This window comes from Spartinivicinus marinus (assembly GCF_026309355.1).
Lineage (GTDB): Bacteria > Pseudomonadota > Gammaproteobacteria > Pseudomonadales > Zooshikellaceae > Spartinivicinus > Spartinivicinus marinus.
In genome coordinates this window covers 866,641-886,417 of record NZ_JAPJZK010000001.1, presented here as the reverse complement: position 1 = coordinate 886,417, position 19,777 = coordinate 866,641, and the positions used below count along the sequence as shown (strand labels likewise).

Below are 19,777 nucleotides of genomic sequence, written 5' to 3'. Positions count from 1 at the left end.
GCTCAGTTGGTGACAAGAAATCGGGCGGTAATTCTACGCAATTAATGGCGTTAGATTAAGACTCAGGCGTAACTTAATTATTGATAAGATAGGTTTGTGAAAACAATTGTTGTATATATACGCTTCACTGGTTGAATAGTCGACAACTAACCTTTTAATTCAAAAGTGAAATGTGATGAGTGATGCAATAAAAGCACTTGCTGAGCAAGTCGGTGCATTTTTAATTAATCAACAACTGAAGTTGATTACTGCAGAGTCTTGTACTGGTGGCTGGGTCGCGCAGGCCGTTACTGCCATTGCTGGTAGCTCAAGCTGGTTTGAAGGAGCCTTTGTTACTTATTCTAATGAAGCAAAGCGATCAATGCTGGAGGTTTCACAGCAATCGTTAATCCAGTTTGGTGCAGTCAGTAAAGCTGTAGTAATGGAAATGGTCGATGGAGCGCTTGCTCATAGTGAAGCAGATATTGCTGTTGCGATCAGCGGAATTGCAGGCCCTGACGGTGGGAGTGCCGAAAAACCAGTGGGCACTGTATGGGTTGCCTGGCAACTCCATGAGCAGCCCGCAATAAGTCGTTGTTATCACTTTTCGGGTGATCGAGAGCAAGTTAGAGAGCAAGCAGTAGTTGAAGCTTTAAAAGGCATATTGGAACACTTTAATAATTAAAGGTGTTACTAAAAAATATTGATTAACTTTTTTGCAAATTTTGCTGGCTGAGTATAGAGTTGTATGAAATAATACTGTTTAAATATACAGTGTCTAGATTGAACCCCCAGGTTGTTACATTAAATCTGCTGTTAAATTAAATCTATAGCTTATGAGGTGAGTTAATGGATGATAACAAAAAGAAAGCGCTTAATGCAGCGCTAAGTCAAATTGAACGACAGTTTGGTAAAGGTGCCATCATGCGCATGGGTGACCATGAGCGTGAAGCAATTCCTGCCATATCCACTGGTTCATTGTCATTGGATATTGCTTTGGGCATTGGTGGCCTACCCAAAGGTCGTATAGTAGAAATTTTTGGCCCTGAGTCTTCAGGTAAAACGACGCTAACCCTGCAAGTGATTGCTGAAGCACAACGCAAAGGTGCTACCTGTGCGTTTGTTGACGCCGAGCATGCATTAGACCCTAATTACGCAGAAAAGCTAGGGGTAAATGTTGATGATCTGTATGTTTCTCAACCTGATACGGGTGAGCAGGCATTGGAAATCACTGACATGCTGGTGCGCTCAGGTGCGGTGGATGTGATCATTGTTGACTCGGTAGCAGCTTTAACACCTAAAGCAGAAATTGAAGGCGATATGGGGGATGCCCATGTTGGCTTGCAAGCCCGGTTAATGTCTCAAGCGTTACGTAAAATCACTGGTAATATCAAGCAAGCGAATTGTCTGGTTGTTTTTATTAACCAAATCCGGATGAAAATTGGCGTTATGTTTGGTAGCCCTGAAACTACAACGGGTGGTAATGCATTGAAATTCTATGCATCGGTCCGGTTGGATATTCGTCGTATTGGCTCAGTTAAACAGGGCGATGAAGTGGTTGGTAACGAGACTCGAGTAAAAGTCGTCAAAAATAAAGTGTCGCCACCATTCAAACAGGCTGAATTTCAAATTCTTTATGGTAAAGGTATTTACCATATGGGTGAAGTGATTGACTTAGGGGTTAAGCAAGGCGTTGTTGATAAAGCCGGTGCTTGGTACTCCTACAACGGCGATAAAATTGGGCAAGGTAAGGCAAATTCTGCTCAGTTTTTAGAAGACAATCCAGAGATAGCGACGGAAATTGAACAGAAAATTCGCCAGCACTTTGGCATTGAAGCCCTGTCACAAGAAGCTGTTGCTGAAGAAGTGTAGTTGCTAGGGCAGTAGGTATTGCTATTAGCAGTATTTGGTTAGTGTTTTAATAGTTTATAGATGAACAACTCCTCACCTCAAAAAATACGACAAGCAGCTTTACGGCTGCTTGCTCGTCGTGAGCACTCTGCTCAAGAATTAAAACAAAAATTGAAATCACGTACCTTTGCTGGTGAACAAGTAGAGCTTGTGCTGGAAGAGCTAAGGGAAGCAGGCTATTTGTCTGATCAGCGCGCTGCGGAAATGATTTTTCGACGCTGTATTGAAAAAAGACTAGGACTTAAGCGGATTCAACTAGAAATGCAGCAAAAAGGAATTGATCAATCACTTGTTGAGCAGGTATTAAAAGTCAATCAGGATGTTGACTGGCTTCAGTTAGCAAGGGCAGCACTAGCAAAAAAGTTTAACCCAGAACCAAGTGATCTGGTATTAATAGCGAAAAAACAGCGCTATTTAATTCAACGTGGGTTTGATTTCGAAATAATCCAACAAGCTCTTACAACTCATTCTGAATCTTAACCTTTATACCCTTCTTCTCGAATGCTTTGGCTATGTTACGCCTTAAACAGCAATTTTTTTTGCGAGACTCACAAAAAAACAGGGGATATGATATAGTGCCCGCTTTTTGTTGGTCTGCTATTAAATTGGCTATTATGCAGTGTATTACTACCACCCTTTGAAACGCCTACCAAACTAAGTGGGAATCGCTATAGGTGGCTTTGCCCACTTAAGTCCACTTAAATTGGGAGATAACACTAGTCTCAATTATTATGCAGCAGTTAACTTTTTCAATTGAAAACTGGTGTGCTTGGGCACCAGGCCTGAATAGTCAAACAGCGTGGCAGCAATGGGCTGAGAGTGCAGCCAGTATGCCTGCAACTGAAGAACAGCCAACACTAGACTGGCTACCAGCTAGGCAACGGCGCAGGCTGAGTTTGCAGGCTAAAATGGCCTTAACGGTTGCGCAAGAGTGTCTGGAAAAAATTGAAATTGATTCGGTCCGCACAATATTTGCCAGCCGCCATGGTGAGGCCCAGCGGATGCAACATATGCTGCAACAACTGGCTATAGATGAGCCGTTATCACCTACAGAGTTTGGCTTATCAGTGCATAACAGCACCGCAGGCTGGTATGGTGTGTTATTCAAGGATAATGCTGCCACAACGGCTATTGCAGCGGGTAAAGATACTTTTCCAAATAGTTTAATTGAGGCTGTATCACAACTATCTATTGCTGAGGTAGATAGAGTTTTGTTGATCTTTACCCATATGCCATTACCTGATTTTTATCAGGCTTTTCAGGATGAGCCTAATCCCTGTTTTAGTGTGGGAATGATGTTATCCCAGCAAAGTGGTACACCTATTCAGATGAGTTATCAAAAGACAGAGATTGAGAGCAAGCCTTCAATATCATCGCCAGCTTTAGCATTTATTCGATTTTTATTATTAGGCCAGCAACACACCCAAGTATCTACCGACCGAATGGTGTGGAAGTACGAGCAGTTGTAATGAAAAAGCTCTATTTAATTTGGCGGGTGCTAGCCACTGGCTTTAGCTTTTTATTGTTTGGCCTGGGTGGATTTCTACTTGCCTTGCTGGCTTTTCCTCTGATTAATTTGGTGTGGCGTGATCAGTGGCAACGACGTTATCGGGCTCAACGGTTGATCAGCTGTAGCTTTCGGTTTTATCTCAAAGTTTTAGATTACTTAGGTGTTATGAGTTATGAAATTAAAGGGCTGGAAAATCTAAGAGCTGATAAGGGACGTGTTATTATTGCAAATCACCCCTCTTTATTGGATGTGGTGTTACTGATAGCAGCTTTGCCCCAAGCCGACTGTGTGGTGAAGCAGGCGCTTTGGCATAATCCATTATTAAAAGGGGTTGTGAAAGCAGCCGGTTATATCAGTAATCAAGACCCAGAAACATTAATTAACCAGTGTAGAGCCTCATTAAACCAAGGGGGCTGTTTAATTTTGTTTCCTGAGGGAACTCGAACCACACCAGGCAAGGCTATTCGGTTTCAGCGAGGGGCAGCTAATATTGCATTAAGGGCAGAAGCAGATATTCGCTTAGTTGACATTAGCTGTCAGCCAACCACTTTAACCAAACAAGAAAAGTGGTATCAGGTTGCTGATCGGAAAGTGAAGTTTTTAGTTGAGGTTAAACACTTAGTGGAAATTAAGCCGTTTTTAGCCGAGGTAAATGAGCTGCCTCGGGCCACTAGGCAATTAACCCGGTATTTAGAAAGTCAGTACACATAAGGGTAGTAGTTATGTCTAGCTTAAAGGAAGAGTTAAAAACGTTAATAGTTGATGTGTTGGATTTAGAAGATGTAGAGCCTGCAGATATTGTTGATGACGAACCATTATTTGTTGAGGGATTAGGGCTGGATTCAATAGATGCATTGGAGCTTGGTTTAGCGTTGAAAAAGCGCTACAACATTAAAATCGAAGCCAATGCTGAAGATAATAAGCAGCATTTTGCATCCATTAATAGCCTTGCTGCCTTTATTGAAGCAAATAAGTAAGAGAGGAAGTAAACCATGCAATCTCGTCAGGATATTTTAGCTGCACTTACTGAAATATTGGTTGATAAGTTTGAAATTGATGAAGCGGACATTGCTCCTGAAGCAAACTTATATGAAGAGCTTGATCTCGATAGTATCGATGCGGTTGACTTAGTCATTATGCTGCAAGAACTGACCAATAAAAAAATTAAGCCTGAAGAGTTTAAAGCCGTAAGAACAGTCAATGATGTGGTCAATGCTGTTGAGCAGTTAGTTAAATAGCGGCAACTCATTTAAAAGTATGTATTGCGTAGCAGCCATTCTATGAATTTATCACTCAGTATTATTATCGCTGCACCATTCAAACCAAAGATCAGCAAGGATTGCTGATGCGCTGGTTGAATGGGCTTATTGCTATATTAGGGGTACTTTATCCGGTTATTGTGCTAATGGGGTTAAAGTATTTAGAACCTCGGTGGATAGGGTTACTACTCTTTATCCTGATTATGGCACGGCTGACATTGAGCCGTGTTGTGCGTAATAATCTTCAGTTGCTTAAGCCTGCATTGTGGGGCGGAGTTGCTATTTTTTTCTTGGCACTGAGCACAATGGTGTTGAACCATGAAATGCCATTAAAGCTATACCCTGTAGTTATGAATATTATTATGTTGGTTATTTTTGGTGTTACGCTGAAATCTCCACCCTCAATGATTGAGCGATTAGCTAGATTGCAGGAACCAGACTTACCTGATGAAGCAATAGCCTACACTCGAAAGGTAACCATGGTATGGGTATGCTTTTTTGCGGTGAATGGTTTAATTGCCGCATTTACGGCAATTTATTGTTCTTTTGCTGTCTGGACTTGGTATAACGGCTTTATTGCCTATTTATTAATGGGGTTGTTATTTGCCGGTGAGTGGTGTGTTAGGCAACAAGTAAAGAAAAGGAATCAACAGTGTTGAATGATAGTGCAGCAGGTTTGATTCCTAATGAAAATTGGCAGCCAGCCTGTTTTAAGCAGCTCGAAAAGCTAATTAATAGCGGTAATTTAACTCAGCGACCCGTTGGTTATTTGAATGCTGGGCAAACAGTGACAACTGCCACCATATTAAAGTCGGTTGAAGGTTTTGCAGAAAAGTTGAGTAATAGGGTAAATACTCAAGGCTGGGCCATTTATTGTGATGACTCGGTACATTTTATTATTGCCTTATTAGCGGCACTGAAAACTCGCTTAGCGATAGTGATTATTCCCAATAAACAAACAGCTACTTTTAACGACTTAATTTCTCAAAATTATACATTATTAACCGATGTTTCATTAGCCACCGGCAATGATCATCATATCCCTGTAGTCTTAGAAGCATTGTCAGACCCTAAAGAAATACTTGATCTGAGTAAGCAACAGTTGTTTTCGGTGAGCTGTCAACAGCCGTTGTTTTTTTATACCTCAGGTACGACTGGCAAGCCTAAGCTGATAGCCAAGCAATTTGGTCAGCTGATTGATGAAGTCGCTGTGCTTAATGGTTTATGGCGAGAAAACACGTCGCAAGCGGTTTTTATATCGACAGTTAGCCATCAGCACATATATGGCTTTTTATTTAAAATCTTATGGCCTCTCACCATTGGTAGCCCTATTTTCAGCCCACTGGTTAGTTATCCAGAAGAGCTGCTAGCCATTTCCCGCCAGTTTGAAAGAGTTGTCTGGATAGCCAGCCCTGCATTGTTAAAACGATTGCCAGATGCAATTGACAGCCCGGTTGAATCGTTAGCGATGGTGGTGTCTTCAGGTGGAAAACTGGACTACCAGGTTGCTAGGCAAATAGTTGATGGACTACAGCAGTTGCCTGTTGAAATACTGGGTAGTACAGAGACAGGGGGGGTAGCCTGGCGCCAACAATCTCAGGAAAACTCCGCTTGGACTCCTTTGCCTCGCTGTGCTGTTAGCAAGGATTGTGAAACAGGTTGTTTACAAGTTAGTTCACCTTTTATTAGTTCAGATCATTCCCACTTTGTGATGGGTGATATGATTGAGCTACAAAAAGACGGGCAGTTTTATTTAAAAGAGCGAGCTGACCGAATTGTAAAAATTGAAGAAAAGCGATTATCGCTGGCCCAACTAGAGGCAGTGTTGCAACAATGTAAGGAAGTCAGCCAAGTGGCTGCTGTTGGCTTGCAGACAGGGGCGAGAGCCAAAGTAGGGGTAGCGATTGTATTAACGACAGCAGGGCAGGAAAAGCTGCATAAGCTGGGTAAAAGGTCACTGAATTTGCACTTTACTCAATTATTAAGCAACCACTTTGAGCGGACACTACTACCCAAAAAATGGCGGTATGTGAATCAATTACCTGAAAATAGCCAAGGTAAAATGTCTGTAAGCGCCTTAACTGCGCTATTTGAGAAACAATGAGCTTTTTAGGTGAAAGCTAGGTGTAAAGCAAAAGCGGTATATGCTCACAGCAATTCGCGAAGGGTATGTGAACGATGGAATTACCAGACTACTCAATTGAACAGCAAGCAGACCAACAGGCTACGGTTGTATTGACAATTACCGAATCGTTGCCCCACTTTGCAGGCCATTTTCCTAATCAACCAGTGTTGCCTGGGGTGGTGCAGGTTGATTGGGCCATTCATTTTGCCCTGCAATTGGGTTTAGGTCAGGCATCAGTTAAGCAACTGGAAGTCATCAAGTTTCAGCAATTGGTCATGCCGCCTACCACTTTGTATTTGAGTTTGGAACGCTTAGCTAGTGGTAAAACAAAATTCAGTTTTACCAATAAAGAACACGTATTTTCTTCCGGTCGGATTGTATGGGGGAATCCTTGAGCGAGTTTACCCCTTGTGTAGTGATCCCTATTTATAATCACAGTAAAACCATTGCTGGGGTTATTGATGGCATAAATACACTTAACCTGCCTTGTATTGTAGTGGATGATGGGAGTAATGAATCTACCAAGCAAGCATTAACCCAGCTCAAGCAGGATAATCCAGGCTTAACACTTGTGACGCTGGCGAGAAACCAGGGAAAAGGCGCTGCTGTTAAACAAGGACTGGCAACAGCCTGGTTACAAGGGTATTCCCATGCATTGCAAGTCGATGCTGATGGTCAGCATGACTTGCAAGATATTCCTCAGCTTTTGGCAACAGCCAGGCAGCACCCTGAAGCACTGGTGACAGGACAGCCCTTGTATGACGACTCTATTCCTAAATCACGACAGTATGGGCGTTTATTTACGCATTTTTGGGTGTGGCTAGAAACGTTATCATTGACTGATTCAATGATTGGTTTTCGCGTTTACCCACTGTCCAGTACAGTTACCGTATTGGATCAGGTGGTGGGTGAGAGGATGGATTTTGATATCGAAGTGCTGGTTAAAATGATCTGGCATGGGATTCCTGTGGAAGTTTATCCAACCCGAGTAATTTACCCTGAAAATGGTATATCCCATTTTAATTTATGGCATGATAATTGGTTGATCAGCAAAATGCATACCCGACTGGTGTGTGGTATGTTGTTAAGGCTGCCAAATTTAATTAAGCGCAAATTATTTGACCAGCAAACTACCCATTGGGCGTCAATCAGAGAGCGGGGCAGCATTTGGGGGTTAACGTTTTTATTATGGATGTTTCGGTTAGGCGGCGACAAATTAGTTCGCCTGTTGCTTTATCCAATCATCGGTTACTTTTATTTAACCAATAAGGCGGCGCAACAGGCATCAAAAACCTATTTGTCGCGTGTAGCGGAACAGCAAACACGACATAATAAAGCAGTACAGCACTTATCAGAACAAATGACTCCAGATGCATTAGTCAGCAGTCAAGACAGCTTTAAACACTTTATGCAGTTTGGTAAAGCGGCGCTGGACAAATGCGCGGTCTGGGCAAATAAAATCACGGTAAAAGATGTTGATATTATTAATGGTGAGCTCTTCAATAATTTATTAGCGAATAAACAAGGTGCGTTATTTATTACGGCGCATTTTGGTAATAGCGAAATCTGTCGAGCACTTGCTTATGCTAAATATGGGCAAAAAGTAAATGTGCTAGTGCATACCAAACATGCAGTCGCTTTTAATAAAATCATTAGAGAAATTAATCCAGAAGCGCAATTGAGTTTAATAGAAGTCACAGAAATTGGTCCGGATACAGCCATTATGCTCAGTGAGAAAATTGAGCAAGGTGAGTTTATTGTGATTGTTGGGGATCGTACTTCAGTAAATGACCCTGCTAATTGCTGTTACCTGGACTTTTTAGGATATCAGGCACCTTTCCCCAAAGGGCCATTTATTTTGGCCGGCTTACTGAAATGCTCTGTATATCTTTTGCTGTGTTATCAAGCTCAGCGTCGCTACTGTGTACATTTTGAAAAAATAACTGAAAAAATACCCTTTGGTAAAAAAGTCAGAGAGCAGGAAATAATAAAAACTGCGCAAATCTATGTTAGTCATTTAGAAACGTTTTGTTTAAAACAACCACTTCAGTGGTTTAATTTTTTTGATTTTTGGCAGCAAGACAAAGTTGTAACGTCGCAAACGAATGCTGTGAAAAAAACTATAAAGTAATTAGGGTGTAATATCCATGGTTCAATCTGCTGTAAACGCTGAAAAAGTCATTGCCATTTCAGATCAAAGCTGGGTCTCCATTGAAGATATCAATAGTATTGCTGTCGGCGATCAGCAGGTTGAACTGTCTTCTGATCAATCTTTTATTGATAAAATCAAACAGGGGTGTGAGTTTCTCGATAAACTGCTCCATGAAGAAGGCGTGATCTATGGAGTTACTACAGGGTATGGTGACTCTTGTACTGTATCCGTACCACTAGAATTAGTCGAACAACTCCCGGTTCATTTAACCCGATTTCATGGTTGTGGTTTAGGTGAATACTTAACTGTTGATCAAGCGATTGCCGTATTGGCAGTACGTTTAACCTCATTAACCAAAGGAGTTTCTGGGGTCAGTTTGAATTTGCTGCAGTTATTAACCACATTGATTAACCAAAAAATAGCACCTGTTATTCCCCAGGAAGGTTCCGTTGGAGCCAGTGGCGACTTAACCCCACTTTCTTATGTTGCTGCGGTATTAATGGGGGAAAGGGATGTTATTTATCAAGGACAACAGTTGTCGGCTAAACAGGTTTTTGCGGAAAAAAATATTCAGCCAATAAAATTACGTCCAAAAGAAGGGCTGGCCATAATGAATGGTACTGCTGTGATGACGGCACTGGCTTGTGACGCTTACCAGCGGTCAGCTTACTTAGCGAAGTTAACATCCCGTTTGACAGCATTAGCCAGTATTGCTTTGCAGGGGAATGCCTACCATTTTGATGAAAAACTGTTTGCAGTCAAACCCCACCCTGGGCAGATGGAAGTGGCTAAGTGGATACGCACTGACTTGCAACATGTTGAATCACCTAAACAGTCTGATCGGCTGCAGGATCGTTATTCAATTCGATGTGCACCTCATGTGATTGGGGTATTACAAGATGCGTTGCCTACGTTTAGAACCTTTATTGAAAATGAAATTAACAGTGCTAACGATAATCCAATCATTGATGCGGAAGGTGAACATGTACTTCATGGTGGGCATTTTTATGGTGGCCATATCGCCTTCGCGATGGACTCTATGAAAAACACGGTGGCCAATTTAGCGGATTTAGTTGATCGGCAGTTGGCACTGATTATGGACACTAAATTTAATAACGGTTTACCAGCAAATTTAACTGGCGCCATCCAAGAGCGGTTGATGGTGAACCATGGTTTTAAAGCCGTGCAAATTGGTGTTTCGGCCTGGACAGCTGAAGCGTTAAAGCTCACCATGCCAGCCAGTGTGTTTTCCCGTTCTACAGAGTGCCATAACCAAGATAAAGTCAGTATGGGAACCATTGCTGCGCGTGATTGTTTGCGCGTATTAGAGCTAACAGAACAAGTTGTTGCGGCAGCTGTTTTAGCTATTCACCAAGCATTAGCATTACGAGCGCGTAAGGGTGAACTGCATTTATCGTCATTAAGCGAACCACTTCAGGCGATGTATAAGGATGTATTCAGCTATTTTGAACTGGTGGAAGAAGATCGGCCTTTAGAGCAGGTATTGCGGCAGACAGTAGAATATATTAAGCAACAAAGGTGGGAATTATATAGTTGATATGGTCCCTAAATGAAAAGGCTTGATCAATGGTGGATGCAATAACAATGGAATTTAGTCAGACAGTTGAAATAACCGTGCCGTTTCATGATGTGGATATGATGCAAATTGCCTGGCATGGTCATTACGCTAAATATTTTGAAATTGCCCGCTGTCAATTATTGGACTCTTTTGGTTATAACTATCGGCAAATGGAAGAGTCAGGTTATATGTGGCCAATTGTTGATTTTCGAATTAAATACATTCGTCCGGCAAAGTTTGAGGCCACCATCCAGGTAACAGCCACATTGGTGGAATACGAAAACCGATTAAAAATTACTTATCAGATTAAAGATAAGCAAACAGGTGAAACCCTAACTAAAGGCCATACAGTACAAATGGCTGTTAAATTGAGTAATCACGAAACCTGTTTTCGTTCTCCAGCAGTATTGTTTGAAAAATTAGGAGTAGAGGTTGAGGATGATTAAATTATTGCTAAAGGCTTTGTCGCTAACAACCCTATTACTGATTGGGGTTGTTAATGGTGCAACAAAAACGCCTGATTTTTCCATGGCTGAGAAATTACAGCAGCCAGCACCAGCTATTAAGCTTTTAAATAAAAAACTGGTTTTGAAAAATAATATTAAAGGAGAATTTAACCAGGAAAAGCATATTAAAGTATTAAGCCGGCCACTGAAGTCATCCGGTAAGTTCAATTTAAGTGAGCACCAGGGATTGATTTGGGATACTCAGCAGCCCACTAAAAACCGGATTAAAGTGAATTCAACTGGGCTATACGAATGGAAGAGTAGTGGCAGTGACTTCAATCAAGGGCAATGGCAAGTCAAACCCGAGAGCCAGTCGGCAGGCTTTTCTCGCTATGCAAAAAGCTTCCAAGCATTACTGAATGCGGATATTAAGCAATTACAGCAAGAGTTTGACTTATATTGGCAGCATACCGCAAATAATTGGCAGTTGGGTTTAAAACCAAAGCAGACCAGTCAGTTAACTAAGTTAATCAGCTGGATTAAAGTGACCGGCAGTGACAGAGTGAATATGATTCAAATTCGAGAGCAGTCTGGTGACTTCAGCCAAATCAACCTCTCAAGTATTGCGCCTTTAAACAGCAGTACATCTGCTGATGTCAACGCGAAATAACCGGATGACTGCTATTAACAAACCAAAAGGCTTGTTTACTGCTAGACTGCTGTTTATAAGTTGGTTGTTATTAATTGTGAGCAGCCTTATTCTGTTGGTTACTCAGCTTCAGCAGGGTATTCCACTCAAAATGGATATTCTGGAGCTGTTACCGCAAGTTGAACAAGCAGAGACCTCTAAACGACAAAAGCCATCGCAGGTTTTTATTGACCGATCGGTAAAATCAGTGGCTAATAACGTTGTCCTATTGGTAGGTCATGCAGATCAGCAAACGGCGTTGAGTCAGGCGAGACAGTTGCATCAAACACTAACAGAGCATGCGGCTGTGACAGATAGTTTTTTCCAGCTTAATCAAGGTAACTTCCAGTCGATCGCCAAGCTTTACTTTCCCTATCGATTTGGTTTATTGGCTGATAAGACGGTAAGTAAGCTAGAAAACCACGATATAGATGGCCTAGTGGCTAATGCTCAACAACAGCTGTATAGCCTGCTGTCAGCAGCAAACTCGAAGCTTATCCAAAACGACCCACTGTTTTTATTTTATGATTTTTTGACTCAGCTACCTTCAGTTAATGGCAAACTGAAATTGGAAGAGGGTTATTTGCTTGCCAAAGCAGATGGCCAAACTTATGTATTAATGACACTGGTGCTGACCGACGAATATAAGCAACAGCTACATTTTGTTAATGATATCAAACAGGTTGAGCAACAGTTACAAACCAAATCCCCTGATTTAACTTTATTGAAAGCGGGTGTTGTCTTTCATAAAGCTTATGGAGAACAGTCGGCCAAAGCAGATATTTCTCTGATCAGTATTGGTTCCGTGGCGGGTATTATCTTGTTAGTGCTGGTTTTATTTAGAAGTATAAAACCGCTATTACTCACTTTATTTACAATTGCCACAGGTGTTTTAGTTGCCTTTACAGCTACCTTATTAATTTTTGGTGAGCTGCATATCATTGCTTTGGTTTTCGGGGCGAGTTTAATTGGTATTTCGATTGACTATGCGTTTCATTACTTAGCTAAACAATATACAGCAAGTGATGATTGGCATCCGGCGAAATGTATTCGAGCTATTTTGCCAGGCTTAGGACTAGGTTTGTTTACCAGTGCGGTGGGTTATATCCCAATGGTGACAGCACCATTTCCTGGGCTGCAACAAATGGGTGTGTTCAGTATTGTTGGATTAACCGTTGCTTTTATAACCGTGGTTGTGGCTTATCCTGTTTTATCTGCAAAAGGCTTTTATCGACCAGGCTTGGGGGTGTTGGGTAAATGGCTTAGTAGCTATTTAATTAAGTGGCAGCAGCAAAATACAGGTTTAAAAACAACAATTACTTTGGGGTTATTATTGATCGCTTTAGCCGGTATAATCCAGTTAACCGCTGATGATGATGTAAAAAAATTACAGGCATTGTCTGCGCAACTGCTTCAAGAACAGCAAAAAATCCAATCCATTACCGGGTTTGCCGATGTTGGCCCCTATGTCATTATTTTTGCTGATAATGCAGAGCAGCTATTATTGAGAGAACAACTGTTCGTCAAGCAGCTGCGTCAAACTGGGCAGCCGGTGGTGGGGGAGTTTATTGCGTTATCTGACTATATTTCGGCCATTACAACGCAGCAGCAACATCATCAGTTATTAGCCCGCTTGGTTGAAATTGGGGAAAATGCTGCTGACAGTATCTGGCAAAAACTAACGGATTTAGGCTATCAAACGTCAGTAGTTGAACAGTATCAACAAGACTTATTAGCAGCCAAAGGACAAGCATTGAGCTTTAATGATTGGTTTGCTGCGTTTCCTAATCAATGGGTTAAGGCCCTTTGGCTCGGTGAAAGTCAGGACCAACTATCAGGCAATAAACAAGTAGCATCGGTTATTCGCTTTAATCATATCATGGACTATCAAGCATTAACTAACCTGGTTGCTGAGCAGCAGGCGGGGGTGGTGCTAATTGATCAAGCTAAAACCGTATCAACCACGTTTGCCAGTTATCGTATGCAGCTAGTCAAGCTCGTGGCTATTGCCTATTTATTGATTGCAGTATTTTTATGGTTCCGTTACGGCTGGAAAGATGCGTTATTTATTTTAATGCCACCTTTAATTGCAGCTTTATTGGCAATAACCAGTATTGCTCAAGTGGTGGGCTATTATAATTTATTTAATTGCCTGGCCATTATTTTGGTGTTGAGTATCGGAATTGATTATACCTTGTTTATAAAAGAATCGGATAGTCACTCATTAAGCGCTACCTTTACGGCTGTTGCTTTATCGGCATGTACCACTTTACTGTCATTTGGTTTGCTGGCATTAAGTGATATTCCTGTTGTATTTAGCTTTGGTTTGACCATTAGTGTCGGTATTGGTTGTGCTTTTATTTTGGCGCCTTTGGCAGCCAAACAAATTTCTAAATAGTTAGCGGTACAAACTATATGAAAAATCAGCAACATGCTTTTGATGTTATTGTTATTGGGGCGGGGCCTTCAGGGGCAGTTGTAAGTTCAATATTAAACCAGCAAGGGTTATCTGTGTTGGTGCTTGAGAAGGCACACTTTCCTCGGTTTAGCATTGGTGAAAGCCTGTTACCCCAAGCCATGACGTATCTGGAAGCGGCCAATTTATTGCAACCTGTGGTTGAAGCTGGGTTTCAATATAAAAATGGTGCTGTATTTCGCCGTGCCAGCCGGTGTACTCAATTTGACTTTAGGGAAAAGTTTTCTTCTGGGTGGGGTACCACCTACCAAGTTAAACGAGCAGCCTTTGATAAGGTGTTAGCTGATGCAGCTGAGCAACAAGGTGTACAGATTAAGTATGGTTATACGGTAACTGCGGTTAACTTTTTAGCAGAAGCAGTAGAAGTGTGTTGTGTTGACGAGCAAGGCAATGCTTACCGCTTTTATAGCCAGTTTTTAGCAGATGCCAGCGGTTTTGGTCGGGTATTACCGCGTTTGCTTGATTTAGAAACCCCTTCTTGTTTTCCCGTTAGGCAATCACTGTTTACTCATATTAAGGATAATATTGTCGATGAGAATTTTGATCGTAATAAAATTCTGATCACCATTCATCCTAAGTATCAGGATGTGTGGTATTGGTTAATCCCTTTTTCAGACGGCACTTCTTCTATTGGTGTGGTGGTTCCACCAGCGTTAATGGATGAGGATGAGGATAATACCCATCAATTGCAACAATTTATCAGTGAGGCGACAGAGTTAGCCGAGCTGACAGCCAATGCAGAGTTTATAAATCCAGCTCAAAAAATAGTTGGTTATTCTGCAAATGTTTCCAAGCTGTGGGGCGATCGGTTTGTTTTATTGGGTAATGCCGCAGAGTTTTTAGACCCAGTATTTTCTTCTGGGGTAACCATTGCATTAAAGTCAGCTCACTTAGCAGCAGGATTGATTGCTAAACAAGTGGCAGGTGAAACAGTTGATTGGCAAACGAGGTACCACCAACCTTTAATGAAGGGAATTGATACCTTTCGCTGCTTTGTTGAATCCTGGTACGATGGTTCGTTGCAGAATATTTTATTCTTTAGGCAAAAAGAGCAAGGGGTAGAGCGCATGATTTGTTCGATTTTGGCAGGTTATGCCTGGGATGAAGCTAACCCTTATGTGGCAGATTGTAGTCGACGGCTTAATGTATTAAAGGAGCTGTGTAGTTGATCCTGGCGATTTTAAAAAAACAAGGGTGGTTAAAAGCATTACTGGCTATTATCGGGTGTGGTTGTTTGTTGTCTGGTTGTGGTTTTCGTACCATTAATCAGACAGTGAAGGGTGAGTTTGCTCAGTCATCTGTAATACCGTTACCAACAGTACAAGCACTAGGGAAAGGTTTTTCTGCTACTCAAGAGCTGGTTGGTAATTTTCAAGGCAAGGAGAACCCGCTGTTGTTTCAATTGGAATCTGATGGTTCAAAGCTAGTCATGGTTGGGTTAACCAGTATAGGCCATCGGCTGATAACCTTGGAATACCAACAAGAAAAGTTAAGTGCAGAATTAAGCCCATTATTACCAGAACAGCTAAAAGCCGACTATTTATTAAGCGACTTTTTATTAGCATTTGCCAATGTTAAGGCTATCAAGTCAGCTTTTAATGGTTCTGCTTATCAAGTAGCTGAAACTGCTCAAGACGATATCCACACAAGAATTATTTATAATAAATCCAAACCTATTATTGAAATTAAGTATGACCATGCAGACCCGTGGCGCGCTACAGTACAACTTAAGCACCTGGTTTATGGTTATAGCCTACAGATTAAGACTATTGAAAAGCAGTTATTATGAAAGGAAGTCATTTAAATAGGTCGTTATGAAAATACCCGTTCAACTTTCAGCACTAGGTATGGTTTGTCCGTTAGGCAGTGACCCGCAAACCATTTTGCAAGGGTTGGTTACAGGCTCACAACAAGGAATGCAGTCTCGGAATGATTTTATTCCAGAAAAGCCTGTTATTGTCGGCGTGGTTCAGGAGGTTTTACCTGAGTTGGGCAAAAAGTGGCAGCGCTATCAGTGCCGGAATAACCAGCTGTTATTGGCTGCTTACCAACAAATTGCCGACCAAGTAGAAGCTTGCATTAAACAATACGGCAAAGAGCGAGTGGGGTTGGTACTAGGCACTAGCACCTCTGGAATTGAAGAGGGAGAGCAGGCTGCACGTTATAAATTAGCGCATCAACAGTTTCCAGAAAACTACCATTACCTGCAACAGGAAATTGGTGGCAGTACGGAATTTTTAGCTAATTATTTAGGCTTGGAGGGAGTAGCTTACACTATTTCCACTGCTTGCTCATCCAGTGCCAAAGCATTAGCGTCGGCTCGCCAATTATTGCAAGCAGGTATCTGTGATGTCGTCATTGCGGGTGGAGTCGATACCCTATGTCGATTAACCTTAAATGGGTTTGACTCACTAGAATCTGTGTCTGATAGCATTTGTAATCCATTTAGTGCTAATCGTAATGGCATTAATATTGGTGAAGGGGCAGCCTTGTTTGTAGTTACCCGTGAACTGGGTGGAATACAACTATTGGGTATTGGTGAGTCCTCTGATGCTTATCATATGTCTGCCCCGCACCCAGCAGGTCAGGGTGCTGAGCAGGCAATGCAACAGGCACTAGTGGATGCAGAGTTATCTTCTGAAGCCATTGCTTATATTAATTTACATGGTACAGCCACTAAGCAAAATGATGCTATGGAAGCGCAAGCCGTTAATCGAGTGTGTGGCAGTCAAACCCCTTGTAGCTCGACAAAACCACTCACTGGTCATGGCTTAGGTGCGGCAGGTGCTTTAGAAATAGGTTTTTGTTGGTTGTTACTAACTGATCACAATCAACAACACCAACTACCACCACAAGTGTGGGATAATTGTTATGATAATGACTTGCCTGCTTTAGCGTTAGTTCAGCCAGGGCAACAGTTTACTCAAACAGTCTCTACAGTTGCTAAGGGCCGTTGCAATTTAATGAGTAATTCCTTTGCCTTTGGCGGTAATAATATCAGCGTAGTGATTGGTAAGGTGGTAGGTAGGGTAGGGGGGTAGAATGGTAGAGGACAGTGTGATAGATCATCGGGTAGATGGTGTGAGAAATAATGTGGTAGAAAAATAGTATGAGTAATGCACAATCCAATTGGCTGCCAGAGGAATTATTACCCCATGATCATCCCATGATTTTATTGGATCGGGTGGAAGATTATGGCGCTGACTTTGTTGAAGCAAGCTTTACTGTTAATGAACAATCATATTTTTTAAGCCCTCAACAGCAGCGAGTACCGATTTGGTTTGGTTTAGAGTATATGGCTCAAACGATCGGTTTATTTGCGGGTATTCAGCATAAACTAGCTAATGAGCCAGTAAAAATAGGATTTCTATTAGGTACACGACGTTATACGTGTTTGGTTGATGCATTATTAATGGGTAATACTTATCAGGTGAGAGCAAGCAAAAAATATGAAGATGAAGGATTAAGCGTTTTTGATTGCACTATTAATCACCAGGCATTAATTGCTGAAGCCAGTATTAATGTATTTCAGCCAGATGACCCCGCAGAATTTTTTAAACAATTATGAGTAATAGCAAAAAACGAATTTTAATCACTGGCTCCAGCCGTGGTATTGGTAAAGCAATTGCGTTGCGTTTGGCTGAGTCAGGCTATCAGGTTGTGGTGCATTATCGCCAGGGGCAGCAACAGGCAGAGTCTGTCGTCAGCCAATTAACAGCAGCTGGTCTGAGTGCAACATTGCTTCAGTTTGATATTAGCGACCGGGCTCAGTGTGAAGCAGTGTTAACTGAAGATATTAGCAAGCATGGGGTTTATTATGGAGTGGTGTGTAATGCCGGTTTAACGGCAGATAATGCCTTTCCTGCCATGACAGACAGTGATTGGGATCGAGTTATCCATACCAATCTTGATGGCTTTTATAATGTACTGAAACCCTTAACCATGCCGATGGTACAGACCAGAAAACCAGGGCGCATTGTCACCATGGCTTCAGTTTCAGGATTAATTGGTAATCGAGGACAGGTGAATTACAGTGCAGCAAAAGCGGGTATTATAGGAGCCACTAAAGCATTGGCTATTGAATTAGCAAAGCGAAAAATTACGGTTAATTGTGTAGCGCCTGGTTTAATTGATACTGATATGACAGATGATTTGCCCGTTACTGAAATTGTTAAGCAAATTCCAGCTCGTCGGGTGGGTAAGCCTGAAGAGGTCGCGTCATTAGTGAATTATCTAATGTCAGAAGATGCAGCCTATATTACCCGACAAGTGATTTCTGTTAATGGGGGGTTATGCTAATGCGTCGTGTGGTAGTGACGGGCATGTCCTGTATTACCGGAATTGGCCAGAGCTGGGAACAGGTGCAGGCTAACTTAAAAGCCAAGCAAAGCAGCATTACCCGAATGGAAGAGTGGGAGCGATTTGAAGGATTGCATACCCGACTAGCGGGGCCAGTACCTGACTTTTCTACCCCTTCCCATTATTCGCGCAAAAAAATTCGCAGTATGGGGCGAGTGAGTTTAATGGCTACTCGTGCCACTGAATTGGCGTTAGAAAGTGCAGGTTTATTCGATGACCCTAGAATTCGCTTAGGCTCTATGGGCGTTGCTTACGGTTCCTCGGTGGGGAGCACTGAACCATTAGGAGCATTTGGTTCAATGATTACAGAGGGTAGTTGTAAAGGGGTAACGGCTACCAGCTATATCCAAATGATGAGTCATACAGCTGCAGTTAATATTGGTTTATTTTTTGGATTAACTGGACGGCTTATTCCTACCAGTAGTGCCTGCACCTCAGGTAGTCAGGCTATTGGCTTTGCCTATGAAGCCATTAAATATGGTATGCAGGATATGATGGTAGCGGGTGGTGCAGAAGAGCTTTGTCCGACGGAAGCCATGGTATTTGATACGCTATTTGCTACCAGCACTAAAAACGATACCCCGGAATTAACGCCACGTCCGTTTGACAAAGCCCGTGATGGCTTAGTCATTGGAGAAGGGGCTGGCACGCTAATTCTTGAAGAGTTAGAACATGCAATTGCCAGAGGGGCGCCCATTTACGCTGAAATTGTTGGGTTTGGCTCCAATACGGATGGCGCCCATGTTACCCAGCCGAATGCTGAAACCATGGCTATTGCAATGGAGCTGGCGCTAAAAGATGCTGAGTTAGCACCCGAAGCCATTGGTTATGTCAGTGCTCATGGTACTGCCACTGATCGAGGCGATATTGCAGAAACCCGAGCGACTGAACAAGTATACGGCAATATCATGCCAATCAGCTCTCAAAAAAGCTATTTGGGACATACTCTCGGGGCTTGTGGAGCAATTGAAGCCTGGTTATCCATTGAAATGATGAATAACAACTGGTTTGCCCCCACAATTAATCTAACCGAAGTCGACGACCAGTGTGGTGAGCTTGATTATATTATGGGTGAAGGCCGGGAACTAAACTGTGAGTATGTTACCAGCAATAATTTTGCCTTTGGTGGAGTAAATACCTCGTTAATTTTTAAGCGCTGGGATTAAACCATTTTAGCATTAGTTGGTTTGTTATTTTTACTAAGTGCAGGTTGTTGGAAGCGCCTGCATAATGCCAAATGCTTGTTCAAGACCCCGTCTGCTTGCGCAGAGGCCATAAACAATTATTAGAGAT

Annotated in this window: 21 protein-coding genes; all 21 read left to right on the top strand. The window is 42.1% G+C overall.

Features of this window, described 5'->3' with window-relative positions; genetic code table 11:
* Window positions 1-175: 175 nt before the first annotated feature.
* The 21 genes from pncC (at window position 176) to OQE68_RS04165 (ending at window position 19,650) form a co-directional block, all read left to right on the top strand.
* Entirely contained in the window at window positions 176-664 is a 489-nt protein-coding gene (pncC, locus tag OQE68_RS04265; protein WP_180567380.1) for a nicotinamide-nucleotide amidase, read from the top strand.
* Between the two features lie 164 nt (window positions 665-828).
* Window positions 829-1,851: a recombinase RecA gene (gene recA, locus OQE68_RS04260; protein WP_180567381.1), complete on the top strand. Its 1,023-nt coding sequence runs from the start codon at window positions 829-831 to the stop codon at window positions 1,849-1,851.
* Window positions 1,852-1,911: 60 nt separating this feature from the next.
* Window positions 1,912-2,370 (top strand): regulatory protein RecX, encoded by a 459-nt coding sequence (locus tag OQE68_RS04255; protein WP_180567382.1) that lies wholly within the window; start codon window positions 1,912-1,914, stop codon window positions 2,368-2,370.
* Between the two features lie 251 nt (window positions 2,371-2,621).
* Window positions 2,622-3,359, top strand: a complete 738-nt coding sequence (locus tag OQE68_RS04250) for a beta-ketoacyl synthase chain length factor (RefSeq protein ID WP_180567383.1) — start codon at window positions 2,622-2,624, stop codon at window positions 3,357-3,359.
* Window positions 3,359-4,111 carry a lysophospholipid acyltransferase family protein gene (locus OQE68_RS04245; protein WP_180567384.1) on the top strand — a complete coding sequence of 251 codons (753 nt, stop codon included), beginning with the start codon at window positions 3,359-3,361 and terminating at the stop codon, window positions 4,109-4,111. The genes OQE68_RS04250 and OQE68_RS04245 overlap by 1 nt, the downstream gene beginning before the upstream one ends.
* Window positions 4,112-4,122: 11 nt before the next feature.
* Complete coding sequence (locus tag OQE68_RS04240) at window positions 4,123-4,377, top strand: phosphopantetheine-binding protein (protein ID WP_180567385.1); 255 nt, start codon at window positions 4,123-4,125, stop codon at window positions 4,375-4,377.
* Window positions 4,378-4,392: 15 nt separating this feature from the next.
* The gene (locus OQE68_RS04235) at window positions 4,393-4,638 is read left to right on the top strand and encodes an acyl carrier protein (RefSeq protein ID WP_180567386.1); all 246 of its coding nucleotides are present in this window, start codon (window positions 4,393-4,395) and stop codon (window positions 4,636-4,638) included.
* Window positions 4,639-4,745: 107 nt separating this feature from the next.
* On the top strand, window positions 4,746-5,318 hold the full coding sequence (locus OQE68_RS04230) for a COG4648 family protein (protein ID WP_180567387.1): 573 nt from the start codon (window positions 4,746-4,748) through the stop codon (window positions 5,316-5,318).
* Window positions 5,312-6,763, top strand: coding sequence for an AMP-binding protein (locus OQE68_RS04225; protein WP_180567388.1), 1,452 nt, complete (start codon window positions 5,312-5,314; stop codon window positions 6,761-6,763). Before OQE68_RS04230 ends, OQE68_RS04225 begins: the two co-directional genes overlap by 7 nt.
* Before the next feature lie 74 nt (window positions 6,764-6,837).
* Window positions 6,838-7,179: an ApeI family dehydratase gene (locus OQE68_RS04220; RefSeq protein WP_180567389.1), complete on the top strand. Its 342-nt coding sequence runs from the start codon at window positions 6,838-6,840 to the stop codon at window positions 7,177-7,179.
* Window positions 7,176-8,915 carry a glycosyltransferase family 2 protein gene (locus OQE68_RS04215; protein ID WP_255490786.1) on the top strand — a complete coding sequence of 580 codons (1,740 nt, stop codon included), beginning with the start codon at window positions 7,176-7,178 and terminating at the stop codon, window positions 8,913-8,915. Before OQE68_RS04220 ends, OQE68_RS04215 begins: the two co-directional genes overlap by 4 nt.
* A gap of 16 nt (window positions 8,916-8,931) precedes the next feature.
* Window positions 8,932-10,494, top strand: a complete 1,563-nt coding sequence (locus tag OQE68_RS04210; RefSeq protein ID WP_180567391.1) for an HAL/PAL/TAL family ammonia-lyase — start codon at window positions 8,932-8,934, stop codon at window positions 10,492-10,494.
* 47 nt (window positions 10,495-10,541) lie between these two features.
* The gene (locus OQE68_RS04205) at window positions 10,542-10,961 is read left to right on the top strand and encodes an acyl-CoA thioesterase (RefSeq protein ID WP_180567392.1); all 420 of its coding nucleotides are present in this window, start codon (window positions 10,542-10,544) and stop codon (window positions 10,959-10,961) included.
* Window positions 10,954-11,631 carry a LolA family protein gene (locus OQE68_RS04200; protein WP_180567393.1) on the top strand — a complete coding sequence of 226 codons (678 nt, stop codon included), beginning with the start codon at window positions 10,954-10,956 and terminating at the stop codon, window positions 11,629-11,631. The genes OQE68_RS04205 and OQE68_RS04200 overlap by 8 nt, the downstream gene beginning before the upstream one ends.
* Window positions 11,615-14,047: an MMPL family transporter gene (locus tag OQE68_RS04195; RefSeq protein ID WP_180567394.1), complete on the top strand. Its 2,433-nt coding sequence runs from the start codon at window positions 11,615-11,617 to the stop codon at window positions 14,045-14,047. Before OQE68_RS04200 ends, OQE68_RS04195 begins: the two co-directional genes overlap by 17 nt.
* Window positions 14,048-14,064: 17 nt before the next feature.
* Window positions 14,065-15,294, top strand: coding sequence for an NAD(P)/FAD-dependent oxidoreductase (locus tag OQE68_RS04190; protein WP_180567395.1), 1,230 nt, complete (start codon window positions 14,065-14,067; stop codon window positions 15,292-15,294).
* Window positions 15,291-15,914 (top strand): DUF3261 domain-containing protein, encoded by a 624-nt coding sequence (locus OQE68_RS04185; protein ID WP_180567396.1) that lies wholly within the window; start codon window positions 15,291-15,293, stop codon window positions 15,912-15,914. The genes OQE68_RS04190 and OQE68_RS04185 overlap by 4 nt, the downstream gene beginning before the upstream one ends.
* 25 nt (window positions 15,915-15,939) lie before the next feature.
* Window positions 15,940-17,166 (top strand): beta-ketoacyl-[acyl-carrier-protein] synthase family protein, encoded by a 1,227-nt coding sequence (locus OQE68_RS04180; RefSeq protein WP_180567397.1) that lies wholly within the window; start codon window positions 15,940-15,942, stop codon window positions 17,164-17,166.
* Window positions 17,167-17,234: 68 nt separating this feature from the next.
* Window positions 17,235-17,693: a hotdog family protein gene (locus OQE68_RS04175; RefSeq protein ID WP_180567398.1), complete on the top strand. Its 459-nt coding sequence runs from the start codon at window positions 17,235-17,237 to the stop codon at window positions 17,691-17,693.
* Window positions 17,690-18,424: a 3-oxoacyl-ACP reductase FabG gene (gene fabG / locus OQE68_RS04170; protein WP_180567399.1), complete on the top strand. Its 735-nt coding sequence runs from the start codon at window positions 17,690-17,692 to the stop codon at window positions 18,422-18,424. Before OQE68_RS04175 ends, fabG begins: the two co-directional genes overlap by 4 nt.
* The gene (locus tag OQE68_RS04165; protein ID WP_180567400.1) at window positions 18,424-19,650 is read left to right on the top strand and encodes a beta-ketoacyl-ACP synthase; all 1,227 of its coding nucleotides are present in this window, start codon (window positions 18,424-18,426) and stop codon (window positions 19,648-19,650) included. The genes fabG and OQE68_RS04165 overlap by 1 nt, the downstream gene beginning before the upstream one ends.
* Window positions 19,651-19,777 lie beyond the last annotated feature (127 nt).